The following is a 13,958-nucleotide window of genomic DNA, read 5'->3' as shown; positions in this document are numbered from 1 at the left end:
TCTATTCCTTTCTAAGGATATAAATTAACCCTGGAGTTAATTACATAAACAAATATATTATTATTTATAATTAAATACAATTATTAGTTTTTACGATCTCATTGAGGTTTAAACTAGTAGAGTAGAGGGTGATTGAATTATAATAAACAAGAAAATTATAAAACTTAAAAACCCAGGCCCTTTATAATTTAGCAAAACCTTATTTATATAACATTAAAACATATAAATTATGGATCAAAGAGATTATTCAAACGAGTTAATTTCCAGAATGATTAGCGACGCATGTCAGCTGATGTTTATCTGGATGCGAAGACGAAGAAATGTTTTGGATTAGAGAAAAGCAAACCAACCCAATATGGGTTGGTTATTTTTTTTACAAAGACTTGTAATAATTAACATAATCATATATGTCAACTGTGTATTCTTCGAAAGTATAATTGTCTACAGTTTTATGTATCGATTCTTTAAATAAATAACTTTTACTAAAAGTACTGGAATTATACATTCCACTATTTTCTATTTTAACTGGAATCACTCCATTCTTTAATCTAAAAGGATCATTTTTATATGCGTATTTACATACAAAATCACAAAATTTGGATTTTGAAAAATCAGCACAAATAAGTTCATTCTTTTTATTAAGTGCCAAAAAGACTTTTTTAACGTAAGTTGATGTTGAACTTACTGTCTGTCTATTTCCAGAACTAGATCTGGGTCTAATCTTTTTCGTGTTAATAAATTGTTTTGAATTTTTAATTAAAGCATTATAAATATCATTTTTATTTACTATTCCAGAAGCTGGCTTTTGAAGTAAACTCTCAAACTTAAAATCATCATCACAGAAAAAGGTCTCTTTTTTAAAAGGCGAAATTTGGTATTTTGTTAAGTTGTTAAATGTTTTAAACTCCATAGCTTTAAAGGCTATTAAAAAGATCTGGTCTATTTTACTAAAATCATTCTGTAGTTTTTTTAGTATAGGTAATAACCCAGGTCTATATTCTGATCTTGGATCATCTATCAAATCGTTAGTATACTCAAATAGACTAAAAATATCTTTATTTTTTAACCAATTCATTCCATAGTTGTAAAGAAGGTCTAAGAATGGATTATTTTTCCTGATGATAAATGGAATATGTTTGTCTAACTTAGTTGAAAAAGTAGCGGTAAGAATGTTGAATTCCAAATCAACGTCCTTTATTGATACTTCTTCAGGCTCACTATACTCATTTTCATCTATTTCTAAAGGTAGAAATAACTTCTGACTCTCAATTATTTTAGGAACAATTATGGATTCTAAACTTTTAAGTTTTCCATCTTTGGTATAACTTAATGGAGTATACTTTGAAATATCCTTTAATTGATTTTCCAAATCTTCTAGGTCATCACTTTTTATTTGTTCTTCATTAGAGAAATATTTTTGATAACTATCTTTTTCACCCACATGAATATAAGTTTTTTTAGGATTTCCATAAAGGTTATCGAAATATATTTTACTTGTATTATAGTTATTCTTTTGAGATTTAAGTCCGGCCCAATCATTTTTTTGAACTGATGCATTTAGTTTGTATTCGATTAATTCAAATTGTTGCTTGGCCCATATGTTTTTAACAATTTCAACTATTTTAGGATTGGTAATTGTGTAAGAGGTCCAAGTTTTTTTTTCAACTTTAAATACCCCTAAATTCTTTTCAGCTAAATAGTCTATTGCTTGGATGTAGTTCAAAGCTTTCAAAAACTCACCTTTTCCAATAATGTTACAAGCTCTAACATATGAAACGATATTTTTTAGATAACTCTTCTCTTTTGTAGGTAAAAAATCCATTTTTGAATTTATCAGATTCCTCATAATCTCTAAGGCTTTATCATGATCATAGTAGTACTTTAATTTAAAATAGCATCGAAACAATTTGTTTATTGCCCTCTCATTCGAACTATGAAAATCTCCTTGAAGTGTATACATTTTGTTTATATAGTCGATTGTAGAAAAATTACCCACATCTGTACATAAGGGTTCAACTACTTTATCAGAAGCTTGTATGCTGATTCTAGAACCATTTTCAAACTTATTGATAAGGTCATAAATTTTTTTTTCATCTTCAATTAAGGTTTTTATGATTTTGTTTTCTAATTCATATTGACTTTCAGTCATTTCCTTAAGGGGCTCTCCTAAGTCTTTCTGCTCAATTATTGTATTAAAACCAGCATCTTTAGCCATAAAATAGTATCCGTCTAAAGAATAATACCAATCTTCATATACCCTTGCCTCTTTTTGGATCATACTTTTTAGTTTTCTTTCGTTTTCTTCTTGCCTAGTTGCGGCTTCAATATCATTTAAAGAAACATTAAGTGGATTATTTCTGAACTTGTCAACCAAATGAATTTTATCGACTTCAGTCTTTTGTTCTTCATTATTCGGATTAGGAGTTGCATTTTCATTTTGGGAGAGTAAATGAAAATTATACCTATTAATTCCAAATAAAGTTTTTGAGGTATGACCGTAATGAAATTTTCTATAAGGGCGCTCCTCATCTGGTTTAAAGATTTTTGGAAAAAACACAGTGGTTTCACATAATCTGTTTCTAAACCTATTGGTTACTTGTATTGTATCAATTGCACTGATATGACTATATTTATTTCCTAAATCGATGACCACTCCGTACTTCTGAGTTGAGGTTTTACCAGCTTTTATGTCCTCTTCTGTTAATCCATCTTTATTAATATTGATCCCATTAATGAAATAGTCAGTGGTTAAAACAACATCATAATCTCCAAATTTACCGGATAAAATATTTTGAGTACACGCTCCTGTAGATCCTGAATAGAATAATCCAACGTTAATTTCTTTACCTATATTAGTATTGATATCTTGATGAAATTTATCCATTTTTTCCTTATTATTCAGGATGATAACCACCTTTCTATTCTGATTGATATATTCAGAAATCTGCTTCATTACTGCATTCTTTCTCTTTTTGTATTCTTTAGTATCCAAATGTGTTAGACGAATAGTTGGAGACTTTGCATACTGCTTTTTAACTACAATCTTTTGAAATAAGTTTTCTATCCCATAGTCTTTCATTATTTTAGGAATTACCAATGTTTCTACATTAGGAGTCCCACTCATGAAAATTATCTTAATTTTTGCATCAGGATTCTTAACAGCAAATTCAATTAAACGATAAATTAAACGAGTAAATGCTTCGGTACGAAAAGAAATTTCACTAGTTATAACTTGAGACTCGTCAACATAAGCATAATCAAATGTTGTAAGTTCTTCGTCAGTAAGATTTGTGGCTTGGTTATAGGTTGTACTCACTAAAAGATCGGAATCAGATGGTAAATCAAACCCAAGTATACTCTTTTCGTATTCTATTGTTTTAGAAGTTTTATTGCTTGACCTAAAAGAAAGGACTGTATCATTGATCCCTGAATTAACATGAATCTGTCTTCTTTTACTTCCATTGTCAAAATCCTCTTTTGCAAACTGATCGTTAATTGATTTGTACGGAGAGAATAATATTGTTCTCTTGTTAATGCCCCATTTTGAATGTGTTGCAATTGTATTTTTACCTGTCGGTTGTGTTCAGTAAGAGTCGTGAATTCTTACCCGGAAAGGTACATACCCTCCAGCTTATGGCTTTCCCATAATGCTCGGACTACATCATAAACTGGTCTAGTTTACCTCCGCTTCCACCCACTTGGGTGTACTCCCGTAATGAATACATCGATTTTTAATCGAGATTCGGGATAGTCTCTGAACTTTCAATCATGCAAATATTATTTTATGTACCAGTTGCGCATCAGTATATGTTGATATATAATAGGATGCGCTAATTGTCAAGTGGTACATCATTTTTACATGAAAACTTAGCTGCTGATTGCCCAATCCTAAACTTTTTCAAACGTTCAAGCTTATCCTCACGGATTACTTTGTAGTATTTAGGCTCTAAGGGGTTTCCAGCAATTCAAAGGTTTTATTACCTAAGGATCCCTCCTTAGGACGGCACAGGAAGTACCGCATTGTGATTTTAAAGAAAAGATCGTTTTATCGGAATATTTTTTTTGATATAAATCCTCCATGACATCTTTATCTAGATATTCATTAGGGCCTAAAACTACATCAGGCTCCGTTTCTTCAAGATCTTTGATTAAAGGGAGTCTTATTTTTTTATCCTCAAGATGCTCTTTAATTTTGTTTAAGAAGTTCGATAAGTCTGCCTTTTCTGAATCTACTTCATTTAAATCTAAATTGTATTTGTAGTTTTCATAGTATTCATTGATTAGCTTGAAATCAGTAACATTTTTTGAGGTAAACGCAAAGTTATCTGATACATAATCCTTTACACTTCCTAATTCAAAAACTAATTTATAGAATGAAGCAGGGGTAAGATCGTTTCTTTTACCTTCATCATAATGAGAATCATCCCTGTTAGCCCATCGATAATCACCATGATTTTCATCTAATTTGTTAGACCCAACAGGAATTAATTTTTTTAACTCCTCTATAGCTATATTACCAAAAACTCCGAAAAGCACCCAGCTTTGCTTATTTAATACCTCATAACTCGTAAAGGTATCCTTTAACCAGTTTTTTACTCTAGCATCTTTTTTAGACAATTCAACTATAAAATCTATGGTCTTTTGAAATTTGTCCAATTCAAAATTAATATCAAAATTTTTAGACTTATTTCTCTGGTATAAATGATAAGCATCTTCTTTGGAAGCGATGCCATTTTCCTGCATGACTTTTTTTACTTCAGCTTCGTCATTTTTAATCTTTTGCTCCAGTTCTTTTCTTTTGTGCTCTTTTTCTTCCTCTACAATTTTTGAATATTCAGAAAATATCTTTGGATCATATTTAAAATTCGTCGCTTTATTAGATATAAAAGGAAGTAACGTTAAACGTTGAGGATCATTAGTAGCAGTATCAATATTATCAGCAATTTCTGGAAATTTATAGGCCAATTCCTTCCGAGCTCCTTCATACCAAGTCTTATGTTTAGCCATCAATTCTTTTCTCTCTTCACTGGCGAAATCATTTATAAAATCGACATTAGAAGTATCTACCTGGCAAAATAATTTAAATCCATTTCCACTTGGTGAAACGAAAGCCATATATGGCTTTACATTTTTGGTTCCTTTCCAAACTTTATTCATCCAATCGATAGTTGTCTTTTCATCTCCAATTTTATCAAAATCAAAAACAAACCTTCCTGTATGTTTGAACTCCATTTTCTCTTTATCTCTCGTGTCGGCATCTAAAGACATCATGACAAAAGGCAAGAAGGATTTTACGATTGTTCCATCACCCCCTGCAGCATCTAATAATTTCTTTATAGTTCCTTTTGGATCTGTCATTTCTTCTATAAGAATTGACTCAGTTATTTCCTCTGCTAAATTATCATCATTTTTACCAAAGGACCTCATGCTGGATTGCCATTTAAAATGAAACCCAAGGTAATCCATAAGGAAATACTTAAGTTTATAACCTAATTCCTTGTGTGATTCTTTAAATTCTTGTTGATGATTGTTAATAAAGTCTGAACAGAAATTTAAAACATTTTTGTTTTTTTCTCTATCTCTTTTCTTGTAATTCTCAGCTAACAGTTCTAGCAGTTTTTGTTCTTTCTGAGGCATTTTTTTATACAGAACTCCTGCCGCTAGGAATTTGTAAATCGATTCGTTAATCGTGTGTGTTGCAAAATAATAGTAGTTCATGCTAATTTAATCTATTTAATGCATTAATAAACTTCTAATGTGTACCAGTTGCGCATTGGTATTTGTTGTTATATAATAGGATGCGCTAATTGTCAAGTGGTACACTCAAAATAGTATACATAAGGTCTTGAGATTTAACTCGCTGTTTGAGTTTTTTTAGATAGAAAAATTTTAATCTGGAGTAAATTTCAAATTCATAAAAGAAGCCCATGAAGTAATACACAAATACAGCAAACCAAGACTCCATCAAAAAAAGCAAGCATCATTTGTTTTGATGATTTAGGCACAGAAAGCAATCTAAAATACTTTTGTTCAAGCTTTTTTGAATCAAATAAACACTTATACTTATAGGGGGTGGTAAACGTGGTAAAGCTGGTAAAACTCAACAATATCAAGGGATACAGCGATTATTTCAGTGGTAAAGAGTTGGTAAACGTGGTAAGCATTTTTTAAGCTGCCTCTTTAGAATTAATCATTAAACACGTGGCTAAGTCGTTATGATACTTTTACACATCCCGAGCAAAGTCGAAGAACAAAAACACATCTCACAACAAATCTATCTGCCTCAGAAATAGAACAATTTTATGGCAACAGAATCAGGAGTCGTTTAAGAGAACCTTTTAATTTAATAGCGTTTCCAAATCATACAAAAGACAAGCGAAAATAAAACGATACTATCAAAAAAAAACAAGCAAAAGTAAAACCTATAAAACTAAAAAAGGCATTCATAAAAAATCACTACCCTTAATTTACTAATTCTGTAAAGCTATTTCAGGACGCCACATAATGAACTTTTATAATATTCCTATATTTCATAATTGAATGTAATAAACTTTTTCTATCCAAAAGTCATGGAATGCCTGCTATTTTTCTTTAATTAGTTCTATTGCTTTTTCTGCTAGTCTTTTGCCTAAAATATCATATCCAATTTTAGTCATGTGAATATCGTTTATTACCTCTTTGCCATTATAATCTGCGCCTGTATTTAAATCTTGTTGTAATTGTTTATGAACTCCAAGCGAACTTTCTTCGTAAAATTCAGAAAATTTCATTCGGGCATCTCTTTCGCCTTGCATCCAAATAAATGTAATGGTTGTAATTTTTTTATCTTTAATTCAATGGTTTACTTTTTTTAAGTAATAGTTGGTATAATTCTCCATTGTTTTTAGTAGAATTTCCTTCTACATCTTTCCAATTTTTATAGCATTGACTAATAGGCTGACTACCTTTTGCCTCTTTCACATCAATAATATGCTGTTTACCAAATTTAGCTTTTACAGGTGGAATAAATGATGTATTTAGATCTAATCTTGCCATATTAGACTGACCAGAAAGTATGAACAAATGTTTTTCTTGTTGTGAGCTGCAAGAAATTGAAAAAAAAGGATAAAATAATTGCACTAAGTTGTTTCATATTTATTTAATTTTTAAAAATAGACAAATCCCAGTGAGGAAACAATTCTAAAAAAGGAATATCGTTTTCAAATTGAACAGGTAACCAAACATAGCGTCCATCAATAGGGTTTTTTGGGCGCCAACGATCTGCTGCAAAAATAAAAGCATCTTTTTTTCCAATAACAGGAATTACATAGGTGCTTTGAGACCAGAATGTAGTTGCCATTTCTTCTTTAGTGCCTCTACAAGGATTTCCTAAAAAAGTCCAATTACCCATTAATTTGTCTGCAATAGCTAATTTCCCCGGATTAGGATTCCAGCCTGTTAAACCAGATGTAAACATAAAATACTTTCCTTTTCGTTTAAAAATAGCGGGCGCTTCATTTCTTTGTCCTGGAAATATCCTTATATAATCATTAGTAAGAGATAAATAATCATCAGTTAATTTAGATATTAATAAGGTTTGGTTTTCTTCGGATGCTGTTATATGATAGGCTGTTTCGTCATCATCAACAAATAAAGTCATGTCTCTAGACATTTGTCCGTTTTCAAAATCACGCTTAAATAATTGACCTAATTTTGCTTGTTCTATGCGTATTTGTTTGGTAAGTTTTTGATTTTCGTTAATTGGTAAAATCGAATCAAAATCTTTTTGTAATAAATTTATTGGTAATTGATTTGCATGAATTCTAAAACTATTTATATATTCGAAGGGACCAGTAATATTATCTGACACTGCAACACCTGTTAAGGCTGCTTTATAAGCTTGATCTTTTAATTCATGATGAAACCACATCACAAATTTATTTGTTTTTTTATTATAAATAACCTTTGGTCGCTCAACTATAGAGCCTATTTGTAATTTAGAAGATGTGTTTTTTATCATCTGTAAAGCAACACCCTCGTTTTTCCAGTTATATAAATCTTTAGAACTGTAGATACGAACACCAACCATAGCCTTGTTGCCTTTTTCGCCAGAAATTTTATGCTCTCCATACCAATAATAGGTTTTATTGTAAATTAAAAAACCACCTCCATGTGCGTTTATGTGAACCTTATTATTGTCTAACCACTTTTCTGCAGTTTTAAATTTAGTATACGGTTTAGTAGTGCTACAATTATAAAAAAGCAAACTAAAAATTAAGAGGAGAATATATTTATACATTTATTATTTTTTAGTAATTATTTTATTCATCTCTTTTTGCAAGCGTGTTTTAATTTTTTGGTATGTTTTAATCTCTGCTAAATTATACCATTCGTAAGTATCAGTTTGATCATTGTATAATTCTTCTTGACCATTGCTATATCTTATGTACCTCCAGTTTTTAGTTCTATAAGAAAAATTCTGCTTTTCTGTCGGAATTTTAATCCCGTAGTTACCTACAACCGTTAAAGCACCATTCGGACCTTTCCATTCAAGCGCTTTGTTTATTAAGAATGGTTTCAAAGAAAATCCGCCTAAATTTCCAGCTTTTTCATTCTTTTTATGATTTCCTTTTAGATCGCATAAATCCACTAATGTTGGATATAGATCAATCAACGAAACAGGCTGCGTAATCTTTGTCCCTGCTTTCGTAGTCTGTGTTTTGATAATCATCGGGATGCGAACGCTTTCTTCCCAAGGAGAGTTTTTAAATAGGTAGTTTTTTTCACCCATTTGCCAGCCATGATCGCTGGTAAATACCACAATAGTATTGTTTTTAAAGGCACTCTTGTTCAATCCGTCCAACAACTCCCCAACTTGAGCGTCCATAAAGGCAATACAGGCCAAATAGGCTTGTAAAAAACTTTTGAGCGCCAATTCCCTGTCTCCATGATAAGAAGCCAATAACGATTTATAATACCGAATGCCTTTATTATTGTCTTGATCATTGGCATCAAAGTTGGTTTTGTAAAAGGTGTCTTCTTCATCATTCGCTAACCACTTATCAAGCTCAATCTCATCCAAAGGAAATAGGTCAAAGTATTTGTCAGGTGCATGCAAAGGAGTGTGTGGTCTTACATACCCTACTCCCATAAAAAAGGGTTGTTGGTTGGGGCGCTTTTCGAGTTCTTTTAATTTTTTCAATGCCCATTGGGTGTGTAATTCGTCTTGCATTAAATCTCTATCAGCATCACTTTCGTATCTCATTGGATCATCAGACCATCCATACACCAAACCTTTGTCACCTCTTTTTCCTGAAGAGGTTCCCACATCTGATAAGCGTCCAAACGAACCATCTACTTGACCGATTTCACTAAAAGGAGCAGGTACAGTTGGCATCGCTTTTTTGGTAGTGCCATCAAAATAAAACGGACCGTAGTTGTTTTTCAACGCCAATCCCCACTCATCCCAATCTTCCTGAATGTTTCCGTGGGTGATTTTTCCGGTTCCTAAAGTAACATAGCCGTTTTCTTTAAAATATCGTACGAGTGTTTTGTTGTGCATCAATACCGGTTGCTTTTTCAAATCCGTCCAACCATAATCCTTGGATACATGCGGATACACGCCAGTAATCATACTATTTCTAGAAGGCGAACACACAGGTACGTTGGTTTGTGCATTTACAAACTGCACTCCTTGGGCTGCAAGGCGATCAATATTGGGTGTTTTTGCCTGCGGATGTCCGCCAAATACTCCCTGATAATCGTTTAAATCATCTACGATAATAAAAAGCACATTGGGTTTTGTGGCATCTTGCGCTAGCCCAATGGTGCTCATAAAATTGACAATAAAAAAGATAACAACAGTGAGTTTAGTCATTTTTAATAGGTGAAATGGTATAACCAAAAGTTCTGTTTACTGCTTTTACTTGATATTCATTATGAGGCATAGCACTCCAACTGTTATCGCCACCAATTCCCATTTGTATGGCATCAATATTAATGTTTACAAAGTCTCTTTTTACGATATCTGTAGTGTGTCGTTGCATTTTTTTCTCACCGGCATCAAAATCGTTATTGTATTGATGATGCGCGCTAAAACTAAAATAGTCTGATGCTGTAATTTGAATGCCATCGCCTTCATCATTGGTAAAAGTCACCCAACGATTTTCGGTTTTATAACCATTTTCTTGTGGCCTGATGTATGGAAAATACAATTCTGTAACACTTGCTTTGTAGTTTCCAACCAAAGCTGCTGTTTTTCGATCTTGGTAGTTCTCAAAAGGACCTCTTCCAAACCATTGAACAGAATCAAATTCATTGTTGATAATGAAATTTGTACCAAATCTTGGCAACATTGGCAATGTTTGATTTTGAGTATCAAGAGTGGTTGTAACCACAATTTGACCACCTTTTGTAAAACGATATTCTACATCAACTGTTGCATTTTTTACAGCTTCCAATTGATATTTTACACTTACAAGTACCTCTTCATTATTGGTTTGATGTGTTACAGAAACCAAGGATTGACTTTCGGTTGCTTTTTTCCATGCACCTAGTTTTTGAGGCATTTTAAATCCAAAATCATTGTCTGTTGAAGCTCGCCAAAAGTTTGGCGTAATTCCCTTAACCAACATATTTCCTTTGCCATAATCAAGTGAAGATAAAATACCTGATTTTTTATCAAAGCTAGCTGTAACTTGTTTGTTAGAAATTGTAAGAATATTCTCGTTTTCAGAGGCAATCACTGCTGATTTTTCTTTTGATATTGGTGTAAAAACACCCTTTTGCAATTCAAATTGTTCGTATGCTACAATATGTCCTTGCGGAACTAATGCCTGTTTTTCCTTGGTTTTTGCATAAATATTCAAATGATAATCACTTGTTTGATTGGTCAATGTAGGTAAAACAATTGCAATTGTTTTGGTTTGATACGATGCTATATCAATAGTATTGATGCTTCCTTTACTGATTTCCAATCCATTTTCTAACAACGTCCAAGAGAAATCAAATTCATTAAGATTCGTAAAATCATGCATGTTTTTAAGCTCGATTTTTCCTTGTTTTACGCCAGCATTTTTAAATTTGATGTTTTGGTATACTTTTTTTGTTTCGAACAAAGCTGGTTTTTCACCTCTATCAGGATTTACAATTCCGTTCAAACAAAAGTTATTATCATTTTGAATATCAAAACCGCCTAAATCTCCACCAAAAGCCCAAAATTCTTGTCCTTTGTCGTTTTTGGTTAAAATTCCTTGATCTACCCAATCCCAAATAAAACCTCCTTGCATGGTTGGATAGGCTTCAATGACATCCCAATAATCTTGAAAATTTCCAAGACTATTTCCCATAGCATGTGCATATTCACATTGAATCAAAGGTCGTTTTCCACCATTTTTTACATACTCAATCATTTTTTCAATTTTCCAATACATAGGTGCTTGAATATCTGTATTTTCATAACCAGTAGCGCCCTCATATTGGGTTGGTCTTGTAGGGTCATTTTTTTTCAACCAATCATAAGTTGTATAAAAATTTCCACCATTACCGGCTTCATTTCCAATCGACCAAGTAACAATACTAGCGTGGTTTTTATCGCGTTCAAACATTCTAATGGTTCTATCTAAATGAGCTGCTTTCCATGAAGGTAAATAGGCAGGATGCACTGATTGAAGTTTTAAATTTTTATCCAAACCTTGATTGGTTGCACCCATACCATGGGATTCGATATTTGCTTCATCCACCACATAAAAACCGTATTTATCAGCCAATCTGTAGAAAAACGGGTTTTTTGGATAATGACTACAACGAATTGCATTGATGTTGTTTTGTTTCATGATTTCCATGTCTTTAATGGTCAAAGCTTCCGAAATTACATGTCCTGTTTTATCATCATGATCATGTAAATTTACACCTTTAATCAAGACAGGTTTACCATTAACTAAGAATTGGGCATTTTTAATTTGGATGTTTCTAAACCCTATTTTTACTGAAGTTGATTCGCCATTTAAAGTCATCAATAATGTGTATAAATTTGGTTTTTCTGCATTCCAAGATTTGATATTAGGAAGTTTTTTTTCGAAAGAAATGGTATTGTTTCCAATGGCTAAATTCACTGTTTTTTCAGTTGAGAAAATTTCAGTTTCGCCATCTAAAATTTTGATACTTGCCGTTTTTTCTGTTTTTGAATTTGAAGTATTCTCTACATCAAGCGTTAAATTGAAAATTCCATCTTTAAAATCATTTTCTAAATCAGCAACTACAGAAAAATCTCTCAATCTAACCTTTTCTGTTGCGTAAACATAGACATCACGTTCTATTCCAGACAATCTCCAAAAATCTTGATCTTCCATATAACTAGCATCTGACCAACGTAAAACTTGCACTGCAATCGAGTTTTTTCCAGGTTTTGCTACTTTGTTAATATTAAATTCAGCAGCTGTTTTACTGCCTTCATTATAGCCTACAAATTCACCATTTACCCAAATATACATAGCACCACTTACTCCTGCAAAATGCAAATACAAGTCTTTTCCATCCCAGTTTGATGGAATTTCGAAATTGCGTTTATAGCTTCCGTTATTGTTCATTTCGTGAGGAATAAAAGGCGGATTTGCAGGGAAAACGTATTTGATATTGGTGTAAATTGGAATTCCATAGCCTTTCATTTCCCAATTGGAAGGCACCTCAATATTGTCCCATTTAGAAGAATCAAAATTCATGGAATGAAAATTGGTTGGACGTGCTTGAACACTATCTGCATAATAAAATTGCCAAGTACCATTCAATGATTTATAAAAAGGAGAATTTTCCCAACTTTCGTTTTGTAAAGCAGCAGTTTCAGTTTCAAATTTGTAAAAAGAAGCTGTTGGTTTTTCTCTGTTAAATTCAAAAATTTCCGGATTTTCCCATTCTGGATTTTCCCATTTGGGATTTTTGAAAACTTTGCTACTGATGGTTGGTTTTTCAATCAGTTTTTTTCCACACGAAAAAATGGTTGATAACATAATTAGGATTACTAAACGATATAATTTCATAATGAAAAAATTGTAATTATTAATTGATAAATTGATTTAATTGCAACCATTTTTCGCAATGACTTGTCCAAAAAGAACTAGTTCCGTCTTTGCCCAATCCAAAACCATGACTTCCTTTTTGATACAAATGCATTTCTGAAATCACGTTGTGTTTTTTGAGACCTAAAAAGTAATTGATGCTGTTTTCTACAGGCACACTTTTATCATCAATGGCATGCACCAAAAATGTTGTTGGGGTTTCAGCATTGATAAGTTTTTCTGTAGAGAATTGCTCAATAAATTCATCAGAAGCAAGTTTTCCCAATAAGTTGTTTCGAGAACCTTTGTGAGTAATGTCATTTGTCATGGAAATTACGGGGTAAATCAACAAAGAAAAATTGGGTTTTGCACTGATACTATCACTATTTTGATACACAACTTCGTTGTATTTTGTAGAAAGTGATGCCGCTAAATGACCTCCTGCAGAATAGCCAAGAATGCCAATTTTAGCTGGATTCAAATTCCATTTGGAAGCATTTCGTCTAATAAATCTTACGGATTCTTGTGCATCTTGCAAAGGCCCAACACTTTTGTTTTCCATGATAACATCACTAGGCAATCTATATTTCAACACAAAAGCAGTGATGCCCAAAGAATTAAACCATTCAGCCGTTTTATAACCTTCTTTGTTGATGGCAAGAAATTGATATCCACCACCAGGACAAATTACAACTGATGTTCGATTTGGGTTTTTAGGAACAAAAACGGTAAGAGTTGGATTGGAAACTTTTCCAACTCTATCCATTTTTTCATCATGAAATTCTTCATAATCAGTAGCCTTTATAGAATTAGGAACTCCTTTTTTCCAAAGTTCAATAACTTCGTTTTGCGCACTCAAATAGGTATTCATAAAAACAACTAGCATAAAAAGGACACCTTTTTTAAATTTATTTTTTGATATCATAG

Annotated in this window: 8 protein-coding genes; all 8 read right to left on the bottom strand. The window is 32.2% G+C overall.

Annotated elements, in window-relative coordinates; all coding sequences use genetic code 11:
• Positions 1-373 precede the first annotated feature (373 nt).
• The 8 genes from WAO74_RS03200 to WAO74_RS03165 all read right to left on the bottom strand — a co-directional run bounded on the left by WAO74_RS03200 (position 374) and on the right by WAO74_RS03165 (position 13,956).
• Positions 374-3,316, bottom strand: a complete 2,943-nt coding sequence (locus tag WAO74_RS03200; protein ID WP_422159634.1) for a hypothetical protein — start codon at positions 3,314-3,316, stop codon at positions 374-376.
• Positions 3,317-3,981: 665 nt separating this feature from the next.
• Complete coding sequence (locus WAO74_RS03195) at positions 3,982-5,637, bottom strand: BT4734/BF3469 family protein (protein ID WP_422159632.1); 1,656 nt, start codon at positions 5,635-5,637, stop codon at positions 3,982-3,984.
• A gap of 944 nt (positions 5,638-6,581) precedes the next feature.
• The gene (locus WAO74_RS03190; protein ID WP_422159630.1) at positions 6,582-6,770 is read right to left on the bottom strand and encodes a hypothetical protein; all 189 of its coding nucleotides are present in this window, start codon (positions 6,768-6,770) and stop codon (positions 6,582-6,584) included.
• Between the two features lie 58 nt (positions 6,771-6,828).
• The gene (locus WAO74_RS03185; RefSeq protein WP_422159628.1) at positions 6,829-7,035 is read right to left on the bottom strand and encodes a hypothetical protein; all 207 of its coding nucleotides are present in this window, start codon (positions 7,033-7,035) and stop codon (positions 6,829-6,831) included.
• 103 nt (positions 7,036-7,138) lie between these two features.
• On the bottom strand, positions 7,139-8,278 hold the full coding sequence (locus tag WAO74_RS03180; RefSeq protein WP_422159627.1) for a glycoside hydrolase family 43 protein: 1,140 nt from the start codon (positions 8,276-8,278) through the stop codon (positions 7,139-7,141).
• A 3-nt stretch (positions 8,279-8,281) separates the two neighbouring features.
• On the bottom strand, positions 8,282-9,856 hold the full coding sequence (locus WAO74_RS03175) for a sulfatase (RefSeq protein ID WP_422159625.1): 1,575 nt from the start codon (positions 9,854-9,856) through the stop codon (positions 8,282-8,284).
• A complete protein-coding gene (locus tag WAO74_RS03170; protein WP_422159623.1) occupies positions 9,849-13,013 on the bottom strand; it encodes a glycoside hydrolase family 2 TIM barrel-domain containing protein in 3,165 nt (1,054 codons plus the stop codon). Before WAO74_RS03170 ends, WAO74_RS03175 begins: the two co-directional genes overlap by 8 nt.
• Before the next feature lie 19 nt (positions 13,014-13,032).
• Positions 13,033-13,956, bottom strand: coding sequence for an alpha/beta hydrolase (locus WAO74_RS03165; RefSeq protein WP_422159621.1), 924 nt, complete (start codon positions 13,954-13,956; stop codon positions 13,033-13,035).
• Positions 13,957-13,958: the final 2 nt, after the last annotated feature.

This window comes from Polaribacter sp. (assembly GCF_049276715.1).
GTDB lineage: Bacteria > Bacteroidota > Bacteroidia > Flavobacteriales > Flavobacteriaceae > Polaribacter.
The sequence above is the reverse complement of the archived record's forward strand: the minus strand, read 5'-3'. Positions and strand labels throughout refer to the sequence as shown.